This is a genomic window from Arthrobacter liuii, from assembly GCF_014639275.1.
Taxonomy (GTDB): domain Bacteria; phylum Actinomycetota; class Actinomycetes; order Actinomycetales; family Micrococcaceae; genus Arthrobacter; species Arthrobacter liuii.
This window is the reverse complement of the sequence record NZ_BMFW01000009.1, coordinates 30,425-55,933: the sequence shown is the minus strand read 5'-3', so window position 1 is coordinate 55,933 and position 25,509 is coordinate 30,425. Positions and strand designations below refer to the sequence as shown.

The window sequence follows — 25,509 nt, the reverse complement described above, 5'->3', positions numbered from 1 at the left end:
GGAGTATGCCAACCAGCCTTCCTCCGGGCCTGCCGATCGTCCCCTCCGGGCCCGACGGGCCCACGCCGGACCACCACCCCCCGGATGGACAAGCGCCCGGTTTCAGCATGTCCCCTGACGAGTTTGAGGCCGCCGTCCAGGATGCCCTGGACAGTATTCCGGACAAGCTTGCCCGCGCCATGGACAATGTGGCGGTCTTCATCGACGACGATTACGTGCCGGGGCCGGGGGACGACCCCGACTCTGTGCTGTTGGGGCTGTACGAAGGTGTGCCGCTGACGGAACGCGATTCATGGTGGGACGCCGGATCCCTCCCCGACCGGATAACAATATTCCGCGGGCCCATCCTGGAGATCTGCGCTTCCCGGGAGGACGTGATCCACGAAGTGGCCGTCACCGTGGTCCACGAGATCGCCCACCACTTCGGCATTTCCGATGACCGGCTGCACGAGCTGGGCTGGGGCTAGCCTTGTAAGCATGGGACACGACCACAGCCACAGCCACGGGATCACCGCCACCGGGCGGCACCGGAAGCGACTTGTGGCCGTCCTGGGCGTAACGCTTGGCGTCGTGATCATCCAAATCGTCGGGGCCGTGCTCTCCGGATCGCTCTCCCTGCTCGCAGACGCGGGACACATGCTCTCTGACGCTGCCGGTGTCACCATTGCCCTGCTGGCTGCGTGGATCGCCGGCCGCCCTGCGAGCGACCAGCGGACGTACGGCTACCAGCGCGCCGAGGTCCTCGCAGCGCTGGCCAACGCGCTGATCCTGATCGTGATCTCCGTGGTCATCTTCACCGAAGCGATCCGGCGGTTCTCCTCGCCGCCGGAAGTGCAGACCGGCATCATGCTGTTTGCCGCCATCCTCGGTGCCGTGGCCAACCTTGTGTCGCTCCTGATCCTGCGCACGGCACAGGAGGAGAGCCTGAACATCCGCGGCGCCTACCTGGAAGTGCTCGGCGACCTCCTTGGCTCCGTGGCCGTCATCATCGCAGCGGCAGTAATCTTGCTGACCGGATTCCAGGCGGCGGACACCATTGCCTCCGTCCTGATCGCGCTGATGATCCTGCCGCGGGCCTGGAGCCTGCTGCGCGACGTGGTTGATGTCCTCCTGGAGGCCAGCCCTAAAGGCGTGGAAGTGCAGATGATCCGTGAGCACATCCTTTCGGTGGCCGGCGTCACCGATGTGCATGACATCCACATCTGGACCATTACTTCCGGTGTCCCCGTCTTCTCGGCCCACGTCGTTGTAGAGGACGGGGTGCTGAATGCGCGGGGCGCGGACCAGTTGCTGGACAAACTCATCACATGCCTGGGTTCCCACTTCGACACCGACCATTGCACCTTCCAGCTTGAGCCCGCCAGCCACTCTGAGCACGAGGAACACCAACACGCCTGACTGCGACACGCCCCCGCAGATCCAGCGCGAATGACACAGTTGTGGTTTATGTTATTGATGTGACAGCTGTTGCCAAAGTGCAGGATGTCACGTAACCTCGGACTGCTGGCGAGCAGCTGAGGGGCACCGTCGTGCCGCATCCAGAACCTCACTCCCAGCCTTACCGTTGCGAGGTCTCTGCTGATGGCTTTATCCGGATCCGGCCGCAGAACGGCCGTGCTGTGCGCCGCCGTCGTACTTTTTGCATCTGTGGCAACCCCCGCGGCCGCTGTACCGGCGCCCTCCGCTCCCCTGGCCCTTCCGGCAGCACCGGAAATTCCCTCCCCCGAGGACATCGCTGCTGCGAAGGCGAGCGAGGCCGCGACGGCTGACAAGGTCACCGCGATCGAGCGGATCCTGGCCGACGCCGCCACCGCACAGCAGGCAGCCTTCGCCGTGGCCATGCAGGCCAACAACTCCTACAGCGAGGCGCTGGTGGAGCTGCAGCAAAGGACAGAAGCGGCGTCAGTTGCCTCCGCCAAGGCCTCGTCCGCCCGTGAGCAGCAGGACAAGACCCGGAAGCAGGTGGGGCAGCTCGCCGGTGACCTGTACCGCAACGGCGGCCTGAACCCCACGCTCGGAACATTCGCCAGCGGCAGCGAAAGCCTGCAGCAGGCGGCCACGCTTGAGGCCCTTTCGGCCAGCCGCAGCCGGGCCTTCGAAGCCGCGGACGCTGCAGCCACCGCGTACCGTTCCCTTACGGCAGCCGCCGAGGATGCCACGAAGGCCGCTGACGATGCAGCGAAGACCGCTGAGCAGCGGAAGTCCGAGGCGGAGCAGGCCAACGCCGCACAGGCCAAGGCCGTGGCTGACGCGAAGGCGCAGCGGACCATTCTGGTGGACCAGCTCGCACAGCTCCGCAACACCACCGTGGCGCTTGAATCGGCCCGCGTGGATGCCCTGGACCGGCAGCGCGAAGAGGCGCGCCTTGCCGCGCTGTCCGCGGCCGCCGACAAAGCGGCGCAGGATAAGGCTGCACAGGACAACGCGGCCCGCAACCAGGCAGCACAGAACCAGAGCGGCCAGAACCAGCCCGCCGGGCAGAGCAACCGCGGGCAGGACGCGGCCCCCGCTCCGGCAGCACCGGCACCTGCACCGGCCCCCGCTGCTCCCGCGCCCGCTGCTCCTGCTCCTGCTCCTGCTCCTGCTCCTGCTCCTGCTGATCCGGCCCCCGCCGCTCCGGCGCCAGTTGCCCCTGCACCCGCTCCGGCCCCAGTTGCGCCCGCACCCGCTCCGGCCCCAGTTGCCCCCGCACCGGCCCCCGCACCCGCGCCGGCTCCGGCTCCGGCTCCGGCTCCTTCGACCGGCTCAGGTACCTACGAGGCAGCCATCTCGGTCGCCTTGGGGAAGGTCGGCGCTCCGTACTTCTACCAGTGGGGCGGCACCGGGATCTACGGCTTTGACTGCTCCGGCCTGGTGCAGAACGCCTTCGCCGCGGCCGGCACGTACCTTCCGCGCACCGCTTCACAGCAATATGCCGCTGCCCCGGTCCACGTCCCCATTTCGCAGGCGCGCCGCGGCGACCTGCTGGTCTGGGGTTCGGCACCGAACTTTTACCACGTAGCCATCTACTTGGGGAACGGCCAGGTTGTGCAGGCCCTCAACCCGCAGGAAGGCATCACGGTTTCCACCATCAGCTCGATGGTGGGCATGGACCTCTATCCGTACGCTGCCCGCTTCTGAGCCTCACGGCTGAACTGTCCCGACTAAAAGTTCCCCTCCGCCGTCGTCAGCTCAGGATGTCCTTGGTGACGAAGCGGCCGTAGGCGAGCGCCCCGAACACTGCCACGTAGCCGGCCTGGAGCAGGGCGTTGCTGGCGAAGGAATCCCACAGGACGGGCTGGCGCAGCATGTCGCCGAAGCCAAGCCAGTAGTGGCTGAAGAGCCACGGGTGCAGCCACTCCAGCTGCGGAAGCTGGTCCATGACCTGTGAGACCACGGAGACCACCACGGTGGCGGCCATCGCCCCAACCGGAACCACTGTCAGGGTGGACAGGAACAGGCCGATGGCCGAGAGCCCGGCGAGCGACACAGCCAGGTACGCGGCGATCAGCACGATGCGCAGGGCCGCTTCAACGGGCTGGACCACCCCACCGGAAAGCAGCGTCACCGGGCCAACCGGGAACAGTGCCGCCCCGATGGCCGCTCCCGCGAGGCCAACTGTCAAAGGAGCCACGATGCAGAAGGCCAGCGCACCCGCGTACTTGACCAGGAGGAGCCGCACCCGCCCGGCCGGCGCCACCAGGAGGTACCGGAGCGTGCCCAGGTTCGCCTCCCCGGCGATCGTGTCCCCCGCCACCACCCCCACCGCGAGCGGCATGAACAGCGGAACAGAAACCAGCATGGCGGTGAACGCCACAAACAGGCCATTCTGGGTGATGCGGTCCAGGAAAGCGGGACCGCGCCCTGCTGGAACCGCAGAGGAGACCTTCACGGCGACGGCGATGAGGACCGGGATGGCAGCGAGCGCCAGAAGCAACGCCCCGGTCCGCCGGCGCCCGAACAGGACTTTGAGCTCGGACGCCAGCAGGGACAGCCCGGAACTGCGCGGCGCTGCGGCCGCCCGGGCGGTTCCTGCAGCTTCCGGGATGTCGGCGGGGAGACTACTGGGCAACGTCGAATCCTTCCCCGGTCAGGGCAACAAAGCGGTCTTCAAGGCTTTCACGTTCGACGGCGAAGCCCCGGACGCGCACGCCGGCCTGGACCAGGTGCCTCACGACGTCCTCGGGAAGCACCGCCGCCTGCTGGGCTGCGGTTTCCAGCACTACCGCGATGGTTTCCCCGTCCGGCTGTGCCTGCAGCCCGGGGTCCGGCGGCTCGGGAACCAGCCCCAGCCGCCCCAGGACCTCCCGGGCCGCGCCGCCGTCGGGCGTCACCAGCCGAAGACGGGTGCTCCCGGCCTGCCGCAGCTCAGTCAGGGGCCCCTGCGCCACGAGCTTTCCGGCACTCATGACGGCAGCGTGGGTGCACATCTGGTCCACCTCGGCCAGCAGGTGGCTGGACACAAAGATGGTGGTGCCCTGGTGTGCCAGGGAACGCACCAGGTTGCGCACTTCGCGGGTGCCCTGCGGGTCCAGGCCGTTGGTGGGTTCGTCCAGCACGAGCAGTTCCCTGGGCGAAAGCAGGGCGTTGGCGATGCCCAGCCGCTGCTTCATCCCCAGGGAGTACGCGTGGACCCGCTTCCCTGCCGCGTGCTCCAGGCCCACGCGCTCCAGCGCCCGCTGCACCCTGGCCTTGCGCGTGCCCGGGACGGTGTGAGGGCTGGCGGAGTCAAGCCGGTGGAGGTTGGCGGCGCCGGACAGGAAAGGGTAGAAGGCCGGGCCTTCCACCAGGGCGCCCACGCGCGGCAACACTTCGTGAAGGTTGTCCGGCATCTCCCGGCCCAGCAGGTTCACTGTTCCGGCTGACGCGGCTGCCAGGCCGAGCAGCATGCGGATGGTGGTGGTCTTGCCGGACCCGTTGGGCCCCAGGAAACCAAAGACCGTCCCGTGCGGGACAGCCAGGTCCACGCTGTCGACGGCGGCCTGCTGGCCAAAGTGCTTGCTAAGGCCGTGGGTCTCAATCGCCAACCCGTCAGTCACCGGGCCGTCCCCCATCCGGCTACCGCTTCCCGTCCGCCCGACACTTATTGGGCCGCTGCTGCCGCGGCCTGCAGCCTCTCCGGCGCCACCATTCCCGCGAAGATCCGGCCGTCGTCGGTAACCAGGACGTTGAGCAGGGGCGTGGAAACCAGTCGCCCACCGGGTACGGCGACGGCGGCCTGGGACAGCAGCGGGTCCTGCAGCATGGATTCGGCGGCCGAAGCAGATCCCCGCGCCGTGCCCACCACGGTCTCCCAGCCGGTGCCGGTCACAGCCACCCGTCCTTTGGCACCGTTGTGCATGGCGCCCTGGTGCGCGTCAGCGGGCTCGCGTGACCGGTCAGGAACCGGAAGTTCCTTGACCGTGCCGCCCGGCGGCGGGGTGAAGGTGAATACTGACGGGTCCGGTGCGGCCAGGGAAAGGCTGGTGAACCCGGAGCTGAAGGCGGGCTTATCGGCTCCACGCGCGGTCACCTGGACTGACAACGGCATACCGTTTTCACCGTCGACGGCGATGGCCACCCTGCCCACCAGTGTTGCGTCCGTGCGCGGCTCGATCAGGAGGTTGTAGGCGGCGCGGCCTGCAACGGAAACGTCGGAGCCCACGGAGACGGCGGTGCTGGGGTCAACCTTGGACAGGAACTGCTGGGCCAGCTCAGCCGGAGTGTGCAGGCCGGGTGCGCCCTGCATATCTTTCGGAGGCGCCTGGTCTTTTGCGTCCGCCGGACCCTGGGAGTGTGCGGGCATGGCCAAGTGCGCTGCCGCGTTGTCCTTCGAAGAGTAGAACCAAACGTCGCTGCCGCGCCGGACCACGTCCCGTTCGGCCAACTGGTCCATCACCTGCACCCGGGCGTTATCCTTGCCATCCACATAGATGCGGGCGGTGTGCTTGCCGGACAGCAGCTCAATCATCGACGCTACGCTGCCGGGGGATGCCGGCCCGGATGGCTTCCCGGTGGCTGGAAGCTCCGGCAGTCCCAGTTCAGCGGACTGTTCCATCGTCCCGGAGAACGTCTGCACCTGGTGGCTGGCCGCCAATTCCAGGACCTGGGCAGGCGTCTTGGCGGGCAGCGGATTGCTGGCCCCCGCCGGCAGGGACCCGATCAGGGCACCGGAGGCGATGGCCACCGGAGCCGCGACGGCAGGCAGCCACCGCAGCCACGCCCTGCGGCCCGTTGTGCTGTTTCGTTGGAACCATGCGCTGGAATCCAGCCTGTTGGAGCCCATAGGTAAAGACTACGCCCGTGCGGGTGGGTCCGTGCCCCTGGGGACTTGCCCGTTCTTCGCGGTGCCGGGACGTTCCGGCACAACGGTTCCCGCACCGCCGTCGACCGTTATTTTTTCGCCTGTGCTGATCAGGCCGGTGGCATCCGCCACCCCCACCACCGCGGGAATACCGTATTCCCTGGCCACGACGGCGCCGTGCGAATTGGCGCCGCCCATCTCCATCACCAGCCCTCCAGCCGTCAGGAACAGCGGCGTCCAGCCGGGGTCGGTGGACGGGGCAACCAGGATTTCGCCCGGCTCAAGGCGGGCTCCGACGGGATCCAGGATGACACGGGCCGCAGCAGTCACCGTTCCCGCCGAAGCAGGGCTGCCTGCCAGGGTTCCTTCCCCAGCATTCCCGACGGCGGTGCGCACCGCCTCCGGTTCCGTACCGTCCGAGAGCAGCACCCGGGGAATGTGCCGGCGCCTGAGTTCCAGTGCGTAATCCTGGCGCCGGGCCGCAACGAGTGCCCGGAAGTCCTGGGCAGGGGCTCCCTTCTCCGCGGGGTCGCCGGTCAGTGCCTGCCGGGTTTCAGCGAAGTCGAGGAAGAACACGTCGTCCTGCCGTTCGATGGTGGCCGCCTGGACCAGTTCCCTGCCCACCAGGAGCAGTTGCCGGCGGACTTCCCCGAGGCCAACAACCAGCTGGTACTTTGGCAGCTCCCGCAGGCCGGCGAACAGCCTGGCCCGCCGGAGGGCGGCCCGCACCAGTCTGCCGCGGATCCTGCCGTTGGCGGCGGCGCGGGCAACCAGCCGGTCAACCTGCGCTTCCGCGTCCCCTGCTGCCTTGCTGAACTGGGCGTCGGGCGCCATGGCGGGGTCCTCCAGCCGAAGGTAGTTGGCGAGGATGCCCAGGATGTGTGCCGGCTCCTCCGACCATCGCGGCAGCCCAACATCGATTTCGCCCACCGCACGGTGACCATACCTGTCCAGGAACCTGGCCAGGCCGGCATCCAGGCGCGCCGGGAGCTGTCCGGCCTGGAAAGCGTCCGCCAGCGCGGCCGATTCCTGTGTCATCAGTGCGGTGCGGGATTCAGCGTCTTCCCGGATTGCTGTTGCCAGGCGCCACAACTCAAGGTCCATTTCCGTGGTGATGTTGTTGGGCAGGCCGCGGATCACCGGTTGCAGTTCGTCCCACGCACTTCCGCCCAGCAGCTTTCCGGCAACGCCCAGCATCGCGAATCCCAGGGCAGGAAGGGGAAGGATGGCCGGAACAATGGGGAACAGGCGTGAGCCCACCAACTGTTCGGCGTGGTCGAGGCGGGCCAGGGCGCCGGCACCGTCGTCGGGAGCCAGCGACGCTCCGAACTCCCGGGTGAAGCGGTCCAGCCGGCGGAGGGCTGCCTGCGGCCGGACCAAGGCACGAAGCAGGGTGCCGGGAACTTTGGCCCGGGTTGCCGCGGGCCCGACGTGGTGCAGCAGCCCGAATGGCATCCTTCGGGTCACAGAAAATGCGGGGTCGTCGAAAAGCTGCCGCATGACCGCTGCCGTCCGCGCCTCCATGATGTCGAAGATCCGGGGAACCAGCCGGCGGCCCACGGTGCTGCGGATGGGGGTGGTGAAGTCAACATAGATCCGCTGCCCCGCTTCGGCGTAGGGGGAGGGGCCTTGCCGGGGATCAGGGACAGGGAAGCCGGCAGCTGTGGCTACGGAGGAGGCAATGAGGCGAACCGCGGCGAGCCCCATAGGCGTGAGTGGCCGGGTAAGCCCCTGGGCCAGGCTAAAGCAGAGGTACGCCCTGGTCCCGCCCACGGCGGACCTGGCCTGCGGGACCCTCCCGGCGGCGCCGTTGCTCTTCGGGACCGGGTACAGCGTGGTGATCGGCCTGGACTGCGTGAGCCACAGGCCACCCGCACGGTCGATAGCCCACTCGGTGTCCTGGGGGGCACCGAAATGCTCCTCGGCCTGCAGTCCCAGCCGCGTCAGTGCGGCCAGCTGGCTGCCCGTCAGGCAGGCAGTGTCGCAGGCGCCCGGCAGCACCCGGGTTTCCGTCCCGCCACCGGGAAGCGGCCGCACCTCCACCCCTTTGTCGCCCAGGCTCCGTTCCAGCACCCGGCCCGTCAGGGCGTCCACTACGAAGTGGTCCGGATTGACCGCGCCGGAAACAACGGCCTCGCCGAGGCCGGGGCTGGCATCGATAACCACCTGCCGCCGACTGCCGGTGAGGGAGTTTGCAGTGAACATCACGCCTGCGGTGTCTGCGTCCACCATCCGCTGCACCACCACTGCGAGCGCGACGCCGGCAGGGTCGATCCCGAGGCTTGCCCGGTATGCGGTTGCCCGGTCCGTCCAGAGCGATGCCCAGCATTTCCGGACAGCCTCCAGCACCGCAGGCACCCCGACGACGTTGAGGTAGGTGTCCTGCTGGCCGGCAAAGCTGGCGAACGGCAGGTCCTCAGCGGTGGCTGAAGACCTGACCGCCACCGGCACATCGGGACCCAGGGCCACGTAGGCCTGCTGCACCGCCTCGCCAACGGCCGCCGGAAGCGGAGCTGCCAGGATTGCCGCCCGAGCCGTTCCGGCCAGCCTGGCCACGTCGAGTGGTTCCCCATGGGCGGCCGGTGCGGGGTCGCGCAGGGCTGCGTAAACCGCCCCCAGTGCCGGAAGCAGGGAATCGGGGGCACCCACAGCCTGCCGATATGCGGCGGTGGTGAGGCAGAAACCCTCCGGGACCGGCAACCCGGCGGACAACAGCTCACCGAGGTTGGCTGCCTTGCCACCCACCAGCGCCAGCATTTCGGCGTCGAGGCGGCCCAGCTCCAGGACCAGGCCACCCTCCCTGCTGGTGCCGACTACCGACAGACCTTGATGCTCCATGTCCAGGTGCCTTTTGTTCCCAGTGCCCTATGTCCTTGGTGCCCTATATCCGGGATGCCCTGCTGCAAAGCCGGTGCGGGCGCGGGTCAGGCGGCGTCGCCCAGGATGGGACCGAACCGGGCACGATCGGCCAGGCGCGGGTCCTCCCGGTCCGGAACCACCATGACCGGCCCCTTGGCGTGGTGGAGCACGCCGTCGGACGTTGAGCCCAGGAGCATTCCGGTGAAGCCGCCACGGCCGCGGGTACCCACCACCACTAATTCCACGTGCCGGCTTTCCTCGACGAGCACGTCCACCGGCGAACCGCCCTTCAGCTCGTAATCGGCCTGCAGGTGTGGATAGTGGCTGCGAAGCCACGCCATGCCGGCGTCCAGGGTGACGCGGATGTCGTCGAACAGGGCCTTCCGGTCCATGGGGGCGGGAACCCAGGCCAGGGAACCGCTGTACTGGGGAACGGCGCAGACCACGCGGAGTGAAGCACCAAGGCGTTCGGCCTGGTCGGCTGCCTCCAGGACGGCGACGCGTGCTTGCTCGGAGCCGTCCACGCCCACCACCACGACGTTCTCCACCGTCCGGTGCCCTGATTTGGCCTGCTCCGCCTTGACCCGGCGGTCCTCGGTGGTTTCGCCCAGCCGGTCCGAGCAGAACAACGGGACCGTCACGGTTGGGCACTTCGCATGGGCGGGCAGGGCACTGCTGACCGATCCCAGGAGCCGTCCCACGAAGCCGCCGCGGCCGCGCGTGCCCACCACCAGGAGTTCCGCAGTTTCGGAGATTTCCAGCAGGACTCCTGCGGCATCGCCATTCTCCACCGAGGAGCTGACGTCCACGTCGTAACCGGAAACCTTCTCGAGGGCCTGCCTGGCAATGGCCTCGGCACCTTCGCGGATGACGGAATCGTCCACCGTGGCATAGCCGCCGTCCAGGCCTGATGCGGCGAAGATGGGCACGGAATAGGCGGTAACGATATGGAGGGGACGACGGCGCCGCTGGGCTTCCCGCGCGGCCCACACCAAGGCGCACTGGCCGTGGTCCGAACCGTCGACGCCCACTACGATGCCTTGGGGAGCGGCAGAGGCACCACCACTGTCCCGGGCCGGGTCCGGATGCAACTCTCGTGCGCCCATGGGGGCCGCCTCCTCGCGATACGCCTGATGTTGCGGCTATTCTGCCAGAAAACGGGCCGCTTCCCGCGCACCCCGCCCACCAGCGGCACCGGCAGGAAAAGGACCGCTCCTGATTCCCACTATTCTCCGTCCCCAATGGCTTAGCAAGCCTGTTCAGGGGCAGTTGGGCGAGGTTATCCACAGGCTTTCAGCCCGTACCCGAAAGCGCCTTCAGGGGAACAGGATGTTTTCTTCATTGGGCTATCCCTGGCCGCATTTGTTCTGTAGTCTTCAGGACATTGTTGGTCCGGGACGCCAACTGCAACTTCCTGTCAGGACGGTCCCGGCCATGCGCTGCGGCCGTACTTGGGGGTAACGGGACGCGAGCCGGCGAGGATGCCGGCACCTGCCGAAACTTCGAAGGAGGGAAACTGTAGTGTCAAGCATGCCTGGGGATGCCGGGACCGAACAGACCACCACTGTCATCATTGGCACCGGACTGTCCGGGCTGGCCGTGGCCGCTGAACTGTGCCGCCATGGGGTGGACTCCATTGTGGTGGACGGACTGGACATCCTGGGCGCCAGCCAGCCCGCAAACACGTCTTCCCTGCAGCGCTGCGATGCGGCGGACAGCGATACCCTCCGGGAGCGCAACGAGATCCTGCGCCACCTGCGCAATTACGCGGCAAGCCACAGCGTTGACATCCGTAACACCACGCGTGCGGTCCAGCTGACCATGCTTGAAGGTTCGGAGCAGGACACCGCTCCGCAGTGGCAGGTCCACACCCCCACCGGGATCCTGGTGGCCGACCACATCGTCCTGACACGGTGCGCCCACAGCCAGCTGCGCCGCATGCTCAACGACTTCGGCATTGCCGTTGGCCGGAACGTGGCAGCGGCGATGCGGGCCATCGGCATCTACCTGGTGGGAGTGGGCGAGCTGATCACGCCGTCACCGAAGGAAGTGCTGCGCCAGGCCAAGACGGTGGGCCACGCGATCTCGGCCAAGGTCAACCCGGACAGCCTTCGTCCGTCCAGCGGCGCCTTCCCGGCAACGGGAGGCTTTGCGATGCTGACCTGCTGAGGGCCCGCCACGTGCCCACGTGCAAGCTGGATCCACCCGGTCCCGCCGTCGGGGGCTATTCCCCGCCCTCTTCCCCGCTATCCCCGTCGACCGTAAGCCGCCGCCGGGCAAGCACGCCAAGGGCCACCAGCAGCCCCACGGCGACGACTGCAAAAATCACGATGCTCCACTGGAAGGGCTCGCCCGCATTGGCAGGCCTGGATGGCTCTTCCGTCACGCCGGGCTGTGGGGTGCCCATCCCTGGGACCACGCCCGCCGTCGTCGCACCGGGTGCGGGCGATCCGGACCCCGCCGAGGCAGCTCCGGACGGGGCGGGACCTGAAGTCACGGTGAACGTGAAGGTGCCCTCGATGGGGTGCGAGTCGGAGCTGACCACCCGCCACGCCACGGTGTACGCGCCTGCCGGACCACCGGACCGAAGCTTCTGGGTGGCCACGTTGTCAACGATCTGGACAGAGCCGTCAGCCCATTCCGTGCCGGCGGCATCCTTGACGGAGAAGGACGAACCGATGCCAAGCGGCTTGTTGCCGAAGGTCACCGAGACCTCGTTGGGCGGGGCCGCCAGCGCAGCTCCCTGGGCGGGGCTGGTGGACTCTGCAGCGTCGTGGGCAGAGGCGGGCCCCGCAATGCCAAGGATGGCGGCTGCAAGGATGAAGAAACCGAGCACAAGGCCCAGCAACTGGCGGCGGACGTGGCGCATGTTTGGGCTGCTCCTTGTGTTGGCTTCCTTACAGACTAGGCGAATTTGCCGGCCCACCCCCTGCCGGCCCCTTAGGATGCAGGTATTCCCACACACTTCCCCGGAGGACTAATGCTTAAGCAAGGCTCTGCCCTGGACCGGTATTTCAGGGTCACCGAGCGCGGTTCCAACCTTTCCCGCGAGATCCGCGGCGGGTTCGCCACGTTCTTCGCCATGAGCTACATCGTGGTGCTGAACCCCCTGATCCTGTCCGGCCCGGACTCCAACGGCACCACGCTGGGCTTCACGGCGGTGGCCGCAGTGACCGCGCTGGTGGCAGGCATCCTGACCATCCTCATGGGGGCCTGGGGACGGCACCCCTTCGCACTGGCCACCGGCCTGGGCGTCAACGCCTTCGTGGCCGTCACAGTGGCCACCAACCCGGGACTCACCTGGCCGGACATGATGGGCCTGGTGGTCCTCTCCGGCGTCACCATGCTGATCCTGGTCCTCACCGGCTTCCGCACCGCCGTGTTCAAGGCCGTCCCGGACGGGCTGAAGACGGCAATCGTGGTGGGCATCGGGCTGTTCATCGCCCTGATCGGGCTGGTGAACGCCGGATTCGTCCGCCGCATCCCGGACGTTGCCGGCACCACGGTGCCCGTCGGCCTGGGCTTCGAAGGCAAGCTGCTCGGCTGGCCCACGGCCGTTTTCGTTTTCGGCCTGATCCTGACCATCGCCCTGGTGGTGCGCAAGGTCAAGGGCGCCATCCTCATCGGCATCATCACCTCCACGGTGGTGTCCGTCATCCTTGAAACCACCCTGCACATCGGTCCCAGCTTCGACGGCAAGAACTTCAACCCGCAGGGCTGGTCCCTGGTGGCCCCTGCGTTCTCCGGCTGGGCCGCCCCGGACCTTTCCCTGATCGGCAAAGCCAACCCGTTCGGGGCCTTCGGGCACCTCGGCTTCGTGGCCGCTACGCTGCTGGCCTTCGTCATCCTGCTCAGCATCTTCTTCGACGCCATGGGCACCATGGTGGGCTTGGCCAACGAAGCGGGCACGGTGGATGAGCACGGCAACATCCCCGACGTCGACCGCGTGCTCCAGGTGGACGCACTCGGCGCCATTATCGGCGGCGGCGCATCCGTCTCCTCCAACCAGATCTACGTCGAAGCCGGTGCCGGCATCGGCGAAGGCGCCCGGACCGGCGTCGCCTCCGTTGTTACCGGCCTGCTGTTCCTGGTGGCGATGTTCTTCACCCCACTGATCAACCTGGTCCCCTTCGAGGCCGTGGCCCCGGCGCTGGTGGTGGTGGGATTCATGATGGTCTCCCAGGTGGGCAAGATCGACTGGCAGGACTGGGGCATCGCCATCCCTGCGTTCCTGACCTTCACCCTGATGCCCTTCACCTACTCCATCGCCAACGGCCTGGGCGCAGGCTTCATCGCCTACGTCCTGATCCGGACGGTCCAGGGCAGGGTCAAGGACATCCACCCGCTGATGTGGGCCGTGGCCGCGGCCTTCGCGCTGTTCTTCGCCATCGGCCCCATCGAGGCCGCTCTGGGAATCAAGTAGCTACACCGGAGTGTTCGGCGCGAGCCCCTCGTCGCCGGAGACCGCCAGCGCCTTCTTCTGGCGCAGCCGGTCCAGCCGGTTCATCAGGGGCGAGGTGGTGGCGCCGTGGATCACAATGGACAGCGCCACCACCAGCCCGATGAAGGACCAGAGCCAGTGCGCCTGCTCCGTAAAGTGGCCCCCGGCCAGGGCAAAGGCCAGGTAGTACAGCGATCCGATTCCGCGGATGCCAAAGAATGACAGCGCCACCCGTTCCCGCGGACCGGTCTTGCCGCCCAGCAGCCCCAGCCAGCCCGCCAGCGGCCGGACCACCAGCAGGAACGCCAGCGCCACCAACAGTTCCGTCAGCCCGACGCCTGCCAGCAGCCCGCGGGCGATGGCACCGCCCAGCAGGATCAGGATCACCACCGTCAGGAGCCGTTCCAACTGCTCCACGTAGGAGTGCAGCACCCGGTGGTAGCCGTGGGTACGTTCTGCAGCGCGGATGGTCACGGCACAGACAAACACCGCGATGAACCCGTAGCCCTCCACCATCTGCGTCAGCCCGTAGGCCAGGAACGTTGCCGCCAGGGCCACGAAGCCTTCGGAGTGGTTGGACAGCCTGAGGCTCTCGGCACGGGCTGAGAAGAACAGCCTGGCCAGCATCTTGCCGGTGAGGAAGCCCACGAGCAGCCCGACGGCCAGCCGCCACAGCACGTCCAGCCCGAACCACTCGCCGAACCAGGCGGACGGGTTTGCGCCCACCACGCTGATGGCGATGGCCAGGTAGACGAACGGGAAGGCCAGCCCGTCATTGAGCCCGGCTTCCGAGGTAAGGCCGAACCTGACCTCGTCCTCTTTGTCAGTGGGGGCGTCCTGGTCCGCGGGCTCGCCCACCTGGACTTCGGAAGCCAGGACGGGGTCCGTGGGGGCCAGGCTGGAGGCCACCAGCAGCGCGGCACCGAGCCCCAGGCCCAGGAACCACATGCCCAGCAGGGTCAGCCCCAGGATGCACAGCGGCATGGCGATCCCCAGGAGCCGCCACGTGGTGGACCAGCGCTTCCGTCCCACCGGGCGGTCCAGGGCAAGTCCGGCTCCCATCAGCGAAATGATCACGCAGACCTCCGCCAGGTGCATGACAAAATCGCTGTGCTCCACCGGATTTGGATCCGGCAGCGAGGGAATCAGTGCGAAGGCGCCCATCCCGGCGCCCAGGAAGACCATCGGCATGGACAGGGGCATGCCGCGCAGCAGCTTGGGCAGCACCGCGGCGATGAACACGGCCAGGCCGGCCACGGCAAAGATGATGTCTGGGGCTTCGAACATGGGGGTCTCCAGCCTGGAATTGTTGCGTGCGTCCGGCACGGGCACGTCACGCTTCGATCGGGCGGACTGCTCTCACCATATCCCCTGCGGCGGACATGTCCGCCCCGCCCGCCTGCCGCCCGGGTTCTTGGATTCCGGACAGGACGACGGCGGTGTTGCTGGTTTTCACGCCCGGCATGCGGTGAGCTTGAGGCATGTCCCTCCAGCTCCCCGCCGTCGACGTCCCGCCCCAGCCATGGACAGGGAGGTTCGACGGCGACGGCCCCCGCCACCGCCGCTGGTGGCAGGCGGTGAACCAGGAAAGCCAGCCGGGGCCGGCAGAAGCGGCAGGCTCCCAGGGCGCCGGGCGTCCGGCACCTTCAGTCCGCAGGCCGGCTGCCCTGCTGGGCTTCGCAAGCGACGAGGGGGTGCGCCGCAACCAGGGCCGTACCGGAGCAGCCGCCGCCCCGGCAGCGCTGCGGAAGGCGCTGGCCTCGCTGGCCTTCCACCTGGACCGCACGGTGGCTGACATCGGCGACGTGGTGGTGTCCGGACAGGACCTGGAGGCCGGGCAGGAGCGGCTTGGTGAGGCACTGGCGGCCCTGCTCGACGCCGGCCACCAGACCGTGGTGCTGGGCGGGGGCCACGAGACCGCCTACGCCAGCTACCTGGGCGTCAGCGCATCGCGGGCGGTCCAAACAGGGCGGCGCCTTGGCGTCCTGAACCTTGACGCCCACTTCGACCTCCGCGACGAGCCCCTTCCGAGTTCCGGGACACCGTTCCTGCAGATGGCCCGCGCGGAGGCGGACGCGGGGCGCGAATTCCGCTACGCCGTCGTCGGCATCTCGGAGCCGAACAACACCCAGGTCCTGTTCGGCACCGCCGGGAAGCTGGGCGTGCGGTATTTGCTGGACGAGGACTGCGAAGCGGACCGGGTCCAGGACTTCGTGGCTGCCTTCCTGGCGGACATCGATGTCCTGTACCTGACCATCGACCTGGATGTGCTGCCCGCCGCGGTGGCACCGGGCGTCAGCGCACCTGCGGCCTACGGCGTGCCGCTTCCGGTCATTTCAGCGGTGTGCCGGCAGGTGGCCCGGAGCGGGAAGCTGCTGCACCTGGACGTGGCGGAGTTGAACCCGGCATGCGACATTGACGGCCGCACCGCCCGGACTGCCGCGCGGCTGGTGGACACGCTGCTGCGCTGACCGGCAGTTGCAGCTTGGTCAGGCCTTCAGCACGTACCGCCGTTCCGGCCGTCCCACACCGTACTTGAGCCGCACGTCCAGCGTCCCTTCATCATGCAGGTATTCGAGGTAACGGCGGGCGCTGACGCGGGAGGTGCCGAGCTCCTGGGCCACTTCAGCCGCTGACACATCACCGGCGGCAGCGTTCAATGCAGCCTCCACCAGCTTCAGCGTCTCGATGCTGCATCCCTTGGGCAGTGGACGTTCGGCGCGGTCCAGACCGAAAACCCGGTTGACGTCGGACTGTTCGGCCACGTCCTTGGAAGCATCCAGGCTTTGGTAAGCGTTGCGGTAATGTTCCAGCCGCTCCTGCAGGTCCGTCTGCGAAAAGGGCTTGATCAGGTAGTGGACAATGCCGCCGCGGAGCGCCTTCCGCACGGTCTCCACTTCGCGGGCGGCACTGATCACCAGCACGTCCAGTTCCGGCGCCACACCGCGCAGCCGCTGCATCAGGTCCAGGCCATTGATGTCCGGCAGGTGGATGTCCAGCAACACCAGGTCCGGCTGGAGCCGTCCGGTCTCGGCAACAGCCTGGGCACCGGTGTGTGCCGCCCCCACCACGGTGAAACCGGGCGTGCGCTGGATGAAGCCGGCGTGCACCTTGGCCACCATGAAGTCATCGTCGATGATCAGGACCTTGATCATGGCTGGGAAATTCCTCGTTTCAGCGCAGCAGTAAAGACCGCCCCATTATCGTTGGCCACCGTCAGGTTTCCCCCACCGCGGCGGCACACCACCCGGGACAGGGCGAGCCCGAAACCCCGGCTGCCCGCCGGGCCTGGATCCTTGGTGGTGAAGCCCTGTCGGAAAATGTGGTCGCTGGAACCGCCGGGGACTCCGGGACCGTTGTCCCGCACCGTCACCACAACGTCTCCCCCGGCTTTGCCGTCCACCAGCACCCTGACGGCTGCGTGCGAAAGCCCCGTGACGGCGTCGAACGCGTTGTCCACGAGGTTTCCCACCACGGTGGTGAGGTCACGGGACAGCCCCTCATCGACCTTGTCCAAAATGGAGTCCGGATCCAGCTGCAGGGCCGCGCCCCGTTCGGCGGCAAGGCTCGACTTGGCGATGAGCAGGGCGGCGAGCGCCGGGTCCTTGATCCGGCCGGTCACCTCGTCGTTGAGGCGGGTCCGGTCCATGGTGGCACCGTTGACGAACTGGACCACGGAATCGTATTCGCCGATTTGGATCAGGCCGGAGATGACGTGCAGCTGGTTGGCGAACTCGTGGGCCTGGGCACGGAGGGTGTCCGTGGCGGTACGGGTGGTGCCGAGCTCATGCTCCAGTGCCGAGAGCTCCGTGCGGTCACGAAGGGTAGCCACCGAGCCGATCACCCTGCCGCGCGACTGGAAGGGCACCCGGTTCATCACCACCAGCCGGTCCCCCACGAGCAACAGCTGGTCCGGCCCGGGCTGCTCACGGGTGAGGACTTCCTTGAGGGCGGGTTCGACGGCGAGGCTGGACACGCGCTTGCCCACGCAGTCCCGCGGTAGGCCCAGGAGCGCACGCGCGCTGTGGTTGGCCACCGTGATCCGCTCGTGCAGGTCCAGCGCAACCACGCCTTCCTTGAGGCCGTGCAGCATGGCCTCGCGGTTCTCCACCAGGCCCGTGATTTCGCTGGGTTCCATGCCCAGGGTCTGCCGCTTGACCCGCCGTGAGAGCAACAGCGAACCGGCGACGCCCAGGACGCTCGCCACCCCCAGGTACGTCAGGAGGTTGGGCACGGCGTCCCCCAGCCGCTCCAGCACAGTGGGGTAGTTGCGGCTGATGGAAGCGATCCCGATCATGTGTCCAGTGTCGTCCAGGACCGGAACGTGCGCCGACAGGAGCGGGGCAGGGGTTCCGCCCACTACTCCCGTCCAGCCACGGCCTTCCATCACCCTGCTTGCGCCGAGCTCCAGCGGCAGGCCCAGCAGGCTGGGGTCCGAAGACGCCACCACGATGCGGTCCAGCTTTGCCAGCGCCACCCGCGACGAGCCCGAGACGATCCGTACGGACTCCGCCACCGCGGGCAGTACTGCCCCGCCACCCGGCTCTGTCTCCGGGAGGAGTTCACGCACCACGGGATTGCCGCCCAGGGCCTCCGCGGCCGACAGGGCGCGCCGGCCTTCAATCCGTTCGAAGGCCGCCGCTGACTGGGCCAGGGAAATGGCCACCACGCCCACCAGGACCGCCAGGACAATGAGCAATTGCAGCAGAAGGTATTGCCCCGCAAGTGACATTCCTCGTCGTCGAGTCACAATGGTCTTCCTGGTGGTCCGGCGGTGGTACCCGGGAACTATATCCCAAGGGCCGTGGACCGGCTCTTTGTGCGCATTTGGTGCGCTCTTGGAAACGTGAACGCAGTGAACACAACTTTCTCTGCGTACACAAGAGTGATCACCGTCACGGCCGCCCCTAGCATCGGAACCACAAGTCAGCCGATGCTGATCAGATTTGTTTGAGAGAAGAGGAACACATGCGCCAGATCCGCGCATTGCGAATTGCCGCCGTTGCTGCCGGCATCGCCCTGATGGCCACCGGTTGCGGTGCCACCAGCAAGAGCTCCACCGGTTCGGAAAGCTCCGGCGCCGCCGCCGGACCCATCACCGGCCTGCAGATCATGGTCCCGAACACTCCCGGCGGCGGATACGACACCACCGCCCGCGCCGCCGCGAAGGTCCTCGACGACGCGAAGATCTCCACCAATACCGAGGTCTTCAACCTCGCCGGCGCCGGCGGCACCGTGGGCCTGGCCCGGATAGTCAACGAGAAGGGCAACGGCGACCTTGCCATGCTCATGGGCCTGGGCGTGGTGGGCGCCAGCTACACCAACAAGTCCGAGTCCAAACTGACCGACACCACCCCGCTGGCCCGCCTCATCGAAGAGCCCGGCGCCATCATGGTCAGCAAGGACTCCCCATACAAGACCATTGATGACCTGGTCAAGGCCTGGAAGGCCAATCCCGGCTCCATCGCCGTTGGCGGCGGCTCCTCCCCCGGCGGCCCGGACCACCTGCTGCCCATGCAGCTTGCGGGTGCCGTGGGCATCGACGCCACCAAGGTCAACTTCGTCTCCTACGACGGCGGCGGCGACCTCCTGCCCGCGATCCTCGGCAACAAGCTGGGCTTCGCCGCCTCCGGCGCAGGCGAGTACCTGAAGCAGATCGAGTCCGGCGAGGTCCGCGTCCTGGCCACCAGCGGCGAAAAGCGCCTCGACGGCGTGGACGCTCCCACGCTGAAGGAATCCAAGATCGATTTGGTGTTCACCAACTGGCGCGGCGTCGTGGCCCCTCCGGGCATCAGCGACAAGGACAAGGCTGCCCTGATCGCAGCGCTGGAAAGGATGCACGGCACGGAGGGCTGGAAGGAAGCGCTGAAGACCCACAGCTGGACCGACGCCTTCATCACCGGCGACCAGTTCAAGACCTTCCTCACCGAGCAGGACAAGCGGGTAGCGGACGTCCTCACCAAGCTTGGGTTGGCGTGACATCCCTGACCACAGGTCTCAAAGGCCGCTCCGAGCTGGGAGTCGCACTCCTGCTCGGGGCGGCCGGCGTCCTTGTCTTCCTGGATGCCAACGGCCTGGTAACCCCGTATTCGAAGTCCGACCCGGTAGGGCCCAAAACCGTTCCGTTCATCGTGGCCGGAATGCTGGAAGTCTGCGCCGTACTGCTGGCCTTGAACGTCCTGCGCGGCGGCAAGGGAGAGGCTGAGGGCGGCGAGGACGTCGATTTGGCGCACCCCGCCGACTGGAAGACCATCCTGCCGCTGGCGGGGGCCTTCATCCTGAACATCCTGCTCATCGACTGGGCCGGCTGGGTCATTTCCGGCACCATCCTGTTCTGGGGCAGCGTCCTGGCCCTCGGCAGCCGCCACTACGTCCGGGACGGGCTGATCTCCGTGGCGCTGTCCCTGCTGACCTTCTACGGCTTCTACCTCGGCCTGGGCATCGCACTGCCGGCCGGCCTCCTGGAAGGAATTCTCTAAATGGACGTCTGGTCCTCCCTCATGGACGGCTTTGCCACCGCCCTGACCCCCATGAATTTCATGTACGCCGTGATCGGCGTCATCCTGGGCACCGCCGTCGGCGTCCTCCCCGGCCTGGGCCCGGCCATGACCGTTGCCCTGCTGCTTCCCGTCACCTACGCCCTGGAACCCACCAGCGCCTTCATCATGTTCGCCGGCATCTACTACGGCGGCATGTACGGCGGCTCCACCACCTCGATCCTCCTCAATACACCCGGTGAATCGTCCTCCGTGGTCACGGCCATCGAAGGCAACAAGATGGCCAAGGCGGGCCGGGCGGCGCAGGCGCTTGCGACGGCGGCCATCGGCTCGTTCGTCGCCGGCACCATTGGCACGGCGCTGCTGGCCGTCTGCGCACCGATCGTGGTGAAGTTCGCCGTCAGCCTTGGCGCCCCCAGCTACTTCGCCATCATGGTGCTTGCCCTGCTGGCCGTCACGGCGGTGCTCGGCTCCTCGCGGCTGCGCGGTTTTGCTTCCCTGGGCCTCGGCCTGGCCATCGGCCTGGTGGGAATGGACTCCGTCACCGGCCAGCGCCGCCTGACGTTCGGCCAGCCGCTCCTGGCGGACGGCCTGGACATCGTGGTGGTGGCAGTGGCCATCTTCGCCGTGGGTGAGGCCCTCTGGGTGGCCGCGTACCTGCGCCGGACCCCGCTGCACGCGATCCCGGTGGGGCAGCCCTGGATGGGCAAGTTCGACTGGAAGCGATCCTGGATGCCGTGGCTGCGCGGTACCGCGTTCGGCTTCCCCTTCGGTGCGCTGCCCGCCGGTGGCGCCGAGATCCCCACTTTCCTGTCCTATGTCACGGAGAAGCGCCTCAGCAAGCACCCGGAGGAGTTCGGCAAGGGCGCCATTGAAGGTGTTGCCGGGCCGGAAGCAGCCAACAACGCTGCCGCCGCAGGCACCCTGACACCGATGCTGGCCCTGGGCCTGCCCACCAACGCCACGGCCGCGGTGATGCTCGCCGCCTTCACGTCCTACGGCATCCAGCCGGGCCCGCAGCTCTTCACCAGCCAGGGTCCCCTGGTGTGGGCGCTGATTGCCAGCCTCTTCATCGGCAACTTCCTGCTGCTGATCATCAACCTGCCGCTGGCACCGATGTGGGCCAAGCTGCTGCAGCTCCCCCGCCCGTACCTGTACGCCGGCATCCTGTTCTTCGCCACGCTGGGCGCCTACTCGGTGAACCTGCAGGCGTTCGACCTGGTGATCCTGCTGGTCCTGGGCGCACTAGGGTTCATGATGCGGCGCTTCGGGCTTCCCGTGCTGCCGCTGATCCTCGGCGTGATCCTGGGTCCGCGGATCGAGGGGCAGCTCCGCAAGACCCTGCAGCTGAGCGCGGGCGACCCGGCAGGGCTCCTGGGTGAGCCGATCGCCGTCGGCATCTATGTCATCATTGGCCTCATCCTGCTCTGGCCCTTTGCGTACAAGCTGTTCCGCCGCAGCCGTCCGGTTGCGGCTCCTGCCGGCGGGGCAGCGCCCCTTGCCACAGAAGCCGGTGATGCGGTCCACTCGAACCACAATGCCGTCTACACCAACCATAAGGAGCGACCATGACCGTTGTTGTGGGATACGTCCCGACCCCTGAGGGCGAAGCTGCCCTGACGCAGGCCATCACCGAAGCCCGGAGAAGCAACACCACCCTGGTGCTGATCAACTCCTCCAAGGGCGAAGCCGCGGTGGATGACCGCTTCGCCGAGGAAGGCGACATCCAGGACATCGGGGAGCGGCTGCCCAGCCAAGGCATCCAGTACCTGATCAAGCGACCGGTCCGCGGCCATGACGCTGCGGCCGAAGTGCTGGACGCCGCCGAGGAGCACAACGCTGAACTGATCGTGATTGGCCTGCGCCGCCGTACCCCGGTGGGCAAGCTGATCATGGGCAGCACGTCCCAGCGCATCCTGCTGGAGGCGGACTGCCCGGTCCTGGCCGTCAAGGCCCGCTGAGTCAGGCCGTCTGGGCCGTAGCGGCCGCCCGTGCCCGGAACAGCTCCTGGCGCTGGCGGCCCAGGCCCTCAACCTCTACCTCCACCACGTCGCCTGGCTGGAGGTAGGGGAAGCGGCCGCTCAATGCCACACCCTGCGGGGTCCCGGTAAGGATCACGTCGCCCGGCTCCAACAGCATGTACTGACTGCAGTGGTGGACCAGCGTGGCAGCATCAAAAATGAGCTCCGAAGACGTGGAATCCTGGCGCGGCTCGCCGTTCACCCAGCTGCGCAGCCGCAGGTTGCCGCCGTCGATCTCCCCAGCCGGAACCAGCCACGGACCCAGGGGCGTTGACCCGGGAAGCGATTTGCCCTTGGTCCATTGCCCGGCAGCTCCCGGCAGCTGGTATTCACGCTCGGAGAAGTCATCGGCCGTGACGTAGCCGGCAATGCATGCGGCTGCTTCCTCCCTGGAGCCAAGGTAGGTGGCCTCCCTGCCGATCACGATGCCCAGTTCCACCTCCCAGTCGTATTGGGTGGAGCGGGGCGGCAGCGGTGCGGGGTCATAGGGGCCGGTGACCGTGTTGGTTGGCTTGAGGAAGACGACGGGAATCGTCGGCGGCTCTGCGCCCGATTCTGCGGCATGGGCAGCGTAGTTCATCCCGACGCCCACCACCGAGCCAGGCCGGGCCACGGGTGAACCGACCCGAAGCGCGGCCGCCTCTTCCAGGACCGGAAGTTCCCCCGCCGCCAGCGCCTTCCGGACCTTGTCCAGGCCTCCGGCGGCAAGGAATGCGCCGTCCACGTCAGCGGTAAGGGGCAGCAGGCTGAAATACCGCTCATGGCCATCCGCTGAGGAAACCAGCACGGCGGGCTGTTCGCTGCCGCTTTCGCCCAGGCGCATGATCTTCATACCGAATTCTCCTCAAGCTGTACCGATGGGTTTCCAGGGCCTGCGCGGGCCCGCTTCCATGGTCCCCTGATTTCCCTCCGGCCCGGCCAACAGACACATTGTGACCGCAAGGGAGGGCTTCCAAAGGACGGTCATCTGACATATAACAGAAGCAGCCGGTAGAATGTTGGAGCCATCCCGGCACGAAACACAGAAAGTTCAGTAAATGACTACAGCCACTTTGGAGCGCGTCCCCGTCGCTGCCGAGACCACCGAAGGACCTGCCTTGCAGTCCATCAGCCTGGAGTTTTCCAACGCCAGCGAGGTCCACGCGGGACTGGAAGAAGCGGTCGCCAAACTGATTGAGGTGGCAGCAAAAGACGCCACTTGCGGCATCCTCGTCACCAGGCAGCACCCTGGCCGCTACACGGTAGCCCTGGACGAATCAGTACCCTTCGGCGAAACGTACGAGTCCTTCGCTGCCTGACCAACCCCACAAAAAGTCCCCGCACACCGTTCGGAGTGCGGGGACTTTTCGTTGCTGCAAATTGGTTGCTTTTTGCTGCCCGAGTGCCTGCTAGCCGCGGCGGACCTGGACGCCGTCGGACTTCAGGAAAAGCTCCTTTTCCGCTGCTCCCGACGGGCCGGCCGGGACCAGCCAAAGGACGTTGCCACTCTGCGACACCTCTTCGACTTCCCCGGCGGCCACCACATGAGCGTGCTTGATGATTTCGACCCGGTCCCCGGCCCGGAGGGCCTTCCAGTTGGACACCGCAGCGGAATGGGCATTGCGCCTGGACAGGACGTCCCCACGTGCTTTCATTTGAACTTCTACCCCTTTGTATCGTTCTGCTGCCACAGCTTCGTTGATGTGACTTTCACTACATCTTCAGTTCTACTACAGTCCCGGTGCCACGGCGGGCCGTGGCACCGGAAATTCCGCCCTTGGGACGGAGGCGCAGCAGGTGCTGAAGTTTCTTCGGCCTCAGGCGAGGGGCCCGACGGCGGATTCGGCCGCGCGGCGCACGTCTCCTGAGGCGACCAGCCGGTCAGCGGCCTCCAGTTCCGGAGACAGGAAACGGTCAGTCCCCGGTCCCTCCACCACACCGCGGAGGGCAGCCACCACCGCCGCGCCCGCCGGACCAGGTGTCAGGACCCCGCCTGAGAGCTGCGTCCGGATATCCAGGGCCCGTGCCGAGGTCACCAGTTCGATCGCGAGCACGCGGCGGAGGTTCTCCAGCCCCTTGCGCAGCTTCCGGGCCGCGTGCCAGCCCATGGACACGTGGTCCTCCTGCATCGCGGAGCTTGGGATGGAATCGACGGACGCCGGAACAGCGAGCCGCTTGTTGTCCGAGACCAGGCCGGCCTGGGTGTACTGGGCGATCATGAGTCCCGAGTCCACGCCGGGGTCTGCCGCGAGGAAGGCGGGCAGTCCGTGCGAACGCGCAGGATCCAGCATCCGGTCAGTCCGGCGCTCGGCGATGGAGCTGAGGTCGGCGACGGCGATGGCCAGGTAGTCCAGGACGTACGCCACGGGTGCGCCGTGGAAGTTGCCGTTGGAGCTCACGCGGCCATCGGGCAGGACCACCGGGTTGTCGATGGCCGCCGCCACTTCCCGGGTGGCCACCAGTTCGGCATGGTCAACGGTGTCGCGGACGGCGCCGGCCACCTGCGGGGCGCAGCGCAGCGAGTACGCGTCCTGCACCCGGGAATCCCCTACCTTGTGGGAAGCGACGATCGGTGAATCCGAGAGCACCCGCAGCATGTTGTCAGCGCTGGCCGCCTGGCCCGGGTGCGGCCGCAGCGCGGCATGCAGTTCGGGCAGGAACACCTGGTCGGTGCCCAGCAGGGCCTCGACGCTGAGCGCTGCGGTAATGTCCGCCGTCGCCAGCAGCTGGCGAAGGTCCGCGATGGCCATCAGGAGCATGCCCAGCATGCCCTCGGTGCCGTTGACCAGCGCAAGGCCTTCCTTTTCGGCAAGGGTGACCGGCTCGATGCCGTGCCCTGCCAGCAGTTCAGCGACAGGCCGCTCTCCGCGCCCGCCGTACCTGACGCCGTCGGGCCCTTCCGCCTCGCCTTCACCCATCAGGACCAGCGCGCAGTGCGACAGCGGCGCCAGGTCGCCCGAGCAGCCCAGCGAGCCGAATTCGCGGACCACCGGGGTGATGCCGGCGTTGAGGACGTCCACCATGGCCTGCAGGACTACGGGGCGCACACCGGTGCGGCCGGAGGCGAGGGTCTTGGCGCGCAGGAACATGATGCCGCGGACCACTTCCCGTTCCACGGCCGGTCCCATGCCCGCCGCATGGCTTCGGATCAGGGACTTCTGCAGCTGGGTGCGCAGTTCGTTGGGGATGTGGCGGTTGGCCAGTGCGCCGAAGCCGGTGGAAATGCCGTAGGCCGGGGTCTCGCTGTGCGCGAGCTCATCGATGTGGGCGCGCACCTTGGCGACGGTTTCCAAGGCATCCGGGGAGATGGTTACCTTGGCGTCGTGGCGCGCGACGGCGAGCACATCCTCAGGCGTGACGCCGGCGGGACCGAGGGTGACGGTCAGCGGTTCGTGGGTAATCGTGGTCATGGTTCCTACTTCGGTGGTTGCTCCCAACTGGGTAGCAGTA

23 protein-coding genes are annotated in these 25,509 nt (G+C 67.5%); 11 read left to right on the top strand and 12 right to left on the bottom strand.

Going from position 1 to position 25,509, the window contains the following annotated elements:
* Positions 1–5: 5 nt before the first annotated feature.
* From IEW19_RS11430 to IEW19_RS11420, 3 genes are all read left to right on the top strand, one after another.
* Complete coding sequence (locus tag IEW19_RS11430; protein ID WP_188571751.1) at positions 6–467, top strand: metallopeptidase family protein; 462 nt, start codon at positions 6–8, stop codon at positions 465–467.
* Between the two features lie 10 nt (positions 468–477).
* On the top strand, positions 478–1,398 hold the full coding sequence (locus IEW19_RS11425; RefSeq protein WP_188571750.1) for a cation diffusion facilitator family transporter: 921 nt from the start codon (positions 478–480) through the stop codon (positions 1,396–1,398).
* 183 nt (positions 1,399–1,581) lie between these two features.
* On the top strand, positions 1,582–3,120 hold the full coding sequence (locus tag IEW19_RS11420; RefSeq protein ID WP_188571749.1) for a C40 family peptidase: 1,539 nt from the start codon (positions 1,582–1,584) through the stop codon (positions 3,118–3,120).
* Between the two features lie 46 nt (positions 3,121–3,166).
* Here the strand turns inward: IEW19_RS11420 and IEW19_RS11415 are convergent, their stop codons facing one another.
* From IEW19_RS11415 to IEW19_RS11395, 5 genes are all read right to left on the bottom strand, one after another.
* On the bottom strand, positions 3,167–4,051 hold the full coding sequence (locus IEW19_RS11415) for an ABC transporter permease (RefSeq protein ID WP_188571748.1): 885 nt from the start codon (positions 4,049–4,051) through the stop codon (positions 3,167–3,169).
* The gene (locus IEW19_RS11410) at positions 4,041–5,033 is read right to left on the bottom strand and encodes an ABC transporter ATP-binding protein (RefSeq protein WP_188571747.1); all 993 of its coding nucleotides are present in this window, start codon (positions 5,031–5,033) and stop codon (positions 4,041–4,043) included. The genes IEW19_RS11415 and IEW19_RS11410 overlap by 11 nt, the downstream gene beginning before the upstream one ends.
* A 29-nt stretch (positions 5,034–5,062) precedes the next feature.
* Complete coding sequence (locus IEW19_RS11405) at positions 5,063–6,244, bottom strand: LolA family protein (protein ID WP_229748437.1); 1,182 nt, start codon at positions 6,242–6,244, stop codon at positions 5,063–5,065.
* A gap of 9 nt (positions 6,245–6,253) precedes the next feature.
* Entirely contained in the window at positions 6,254–9,100 is a 2,847-nt protein-coding gene (locus tag IEW19_RS11400; protein ID WP_188571746.1) for a PEP/pyruvate-binding domain-containing protein, read from the bottom strand.
* Between the two features lie 86 nt (positions 9,101–9,186).
* Entirely contained in the window at positions 9,187–10,227 is a 1,041-nt protein-coding gene (locus IEW19_RS11395; protein WP_188571745.1) for a universal stress protein, read from the bottom strand.
* 424 nt (positions 10,228–10,651) lie between these two features.
* On the opposite strand from IEW19_RS11395, the gene IEW19_RS11390 reads away from it, so the two are divergent.
* On the top strand, positions 10,652–11,290 hold the full coding sequence (locus tag IEW19_RS11390) for an FAD-dependent monooxygenase (RefSeq protein ID WP_188571823.1): 639 nt from the start codon (positions 10,652–10,654) through the stop codon (positions 11,288–11,290).
* A gap of 55 nt (positions 11,291–11,345) precedes the next feature.
* On the opposite strand, the gene IEW19_RS11385 is transcribed toward IEW19_RS11390, so the two are convergent.
* A complete protein-coding gene (locus tag IEW19_RS11385; protein ID WP_188571744.1) occupies positions 11,346–11,990 on the bottom strand; it encodes a copper resistance CopC family protein in 645 nt (214 codons plus the stop codon).
* 111 nt (positions 11,991–12,101) lie between these two features.
* Between IEW19_RS11385 and IEW19_RS11380 the strand changes: the two genes are divergently transcribed.
* Positions 12,102–13,544 carry an NCS2 family permease gene (locus IEW19_RS11380; protein WP_188571743.1) on the top strand — a complete coding sequence of 481 codons (1,443 nt, stop codon included), beginning with the start codon at positions 12,102–12,104 and terminating at the stop codon, positions 13,542–13,544.
* Here the strand turns inward: IEW19_RS11380 and IEW19_RS11375 are convergent, their stop codons facing one another.
* Positions 13,545–14,849 carry a cation:proton antiporter gene (locus IEW19_RS11375; RefSeq protein ID WP_188571742.1) on the bottom strand — a complete coding sequence of 435 codons (1,305 nt, stop codon included), beginning with the start codon at positions 14,847–14,849 and terminating at the stop codon, positions 13,545–13,547. It lies immediately after the preceding gene.
* 194 nt (positions 14,850–15,043) lie between these two features.
* Here IEW19_RS11375 and hutG point away from each other — a divergent pair, with 194 nt between their 5' ends.
* The gene (hutG, locus tag IEW19_RS11370; protein ID WP_188571741.1) at positions 15,044–16,033 is read left to right on the top strand and encodes a formimidoylglutamase; all 990 of its coding nucleotides are present in this window, start codon (positions 15,044–15,046) and stop codon (positions 16,031–16,033) included.
* 18 nt (positions 16,034–16,051) lie between these two features.
* Here the strand turns inward: hutG and IEW19_RS11365 are convergent, their stop codons facing one another.
* On the bottom strand, positions 16,052–16,717 hold the full coding sequence (locus IEW19_RS11365; protein ID WP_188571740.1) for a response regulator: 666 nt from the start codon (positions 16,715–16,717) through the stop codon (positions 16,052–16,054).
* Positions 16,714–18,294 carry a sensor histidine kinase gene (locus IEW19_RS11360; protein WP_188571822.1) on the bottom strand — a complete coding sequence of 527 codons (1,581 nt, stop codon included), beginning with the start codon at positions 18,292–18,294 and terminating at the stop codon, positions 16,714–16,716. The genes IEW19_RS11365 and IEW19_RS11360 overlap by 4 nt, the downstream gene beginning before the upstream one ends.
* A gap of 236 nt (positions 18,295–18,530) precedes the next feature.
* Between IEW19_RS11360 and IEW19_RS11355 the strand changes: the two genes are divergently transcribed.
* Genes IEW19_RS11355 through IEW19_RS11340 form a run of 4 tightly spaced genes read left to right on the top strand, consistent with a single transcriptional unit; the run spans position 18,531 to position 22,020 of the window.
* Positions 18,531–19,541: a Bug family tripartite tricarboxylate transporter substrate binding protein gene (locus tag IEW19_RS11355; RefSeq protein WP_188571739.1), complete on the top strand. Its 1,011-nt coding sequence runs from the start codon at positions 18,531–18,533 to the stop codon at positions 19,539–19,541.
* Positions 19,538–20,041, top strand: coding sequence for a tripartite tricarboxylate transporter TctB family protein (locus IEW19_RS11350; protein ID WP_188571738.1), 504 nt, complete (start codon positions 19,538–19,540; stop codon positions 20,039–20,041). The genes IEW19_RS11355 and IEW19_RS11350 overlap by 4 nt, the downstream gene beginning before the upstream one ends.
* Complete coding sequence (locus IEW19_RS11345; protein WP_188571737.1) at positions 20,042–21,631, top strand: tripartite tricarboxylate transporter permease; 1,590 nt, start codon at positions 20,042–20,044, stop codon at positions 21,629–21,631.
* Complete coding sequence (locus IEW19_RS11340; protein ID WP_188571736.1) at positions 21,628–22,020, top strand: universal stress protein; 393 nt, start codon at positions 21,628–21,630, stop codon at positions 22,018–22,020. Before IEW19_RS11345 ends, IEW19_RS11340 begins: the two co-directional genes overlap by 4 nt.
* Position 22,021: 1 nt before the next feature.
* Here IEW19_RS11340 and IEW19_RS11335 read toward each other — a convergent pair whose 3' ends face one another.
* Positions 22,022–22,912 (bottom strand): fumarylacetoacetate hydrolase family protein, encoded by an 891-nt coding sequence (locus IEW19_RS11335; RefSeq protein ID WP_188571735.1) that lies wholly within the window; start codon positions 22,910–22,912, stop codon positions 22,022–22,024.
* A gap of 205 nt (positions 22,913–23,117) precedes the next feature.
* Here IEW19_RS11335 and IEW19_RS11330 point away from each other — a divergent pair, with 205 nt between their 5' ends.
* A complete protein-coding gene (locus tag IEW19_RS11330; RefSeq protein ID WP_188571734.1) occupies positions 23,118–23,378 on the top strand; it encodes a hypothetical protein in 261 nt (86 codons plus the stop codon).
* A 90-nt stretch (positions 23,379–23,468) separates the two neighbouring features.
* On the opposite strand, the gene IEW19_RS11325 is transcribed toward IEW19_RS11330, so the two are convergent.
* Complete coding sequence (locus IEW19_RS11325; RefSeq protein WP_188571733.1) at positions 23,469–23,714, bottom strand: hypothetical protein; 246 nt, start codon at positions 23,712–23,714, stop codon at positions 23,469–23,471.
* Between the two features lie 162 nt (positions 23,715–23,876).
* Positions 23,877–25,469 (bottom strand): histidine ammonia-lyase, encoded by a 1,593-nt coding sequence (gene hutH / locus IEW19_RS11320; RefSeq protein ID WP_188571732.1) that lies wholly within the window; start codon positions 25,467–25,469, stop codon positions 23,877–23,879.
* Positions 25,470–25,509: the final 40 nt, after the last annotated feature.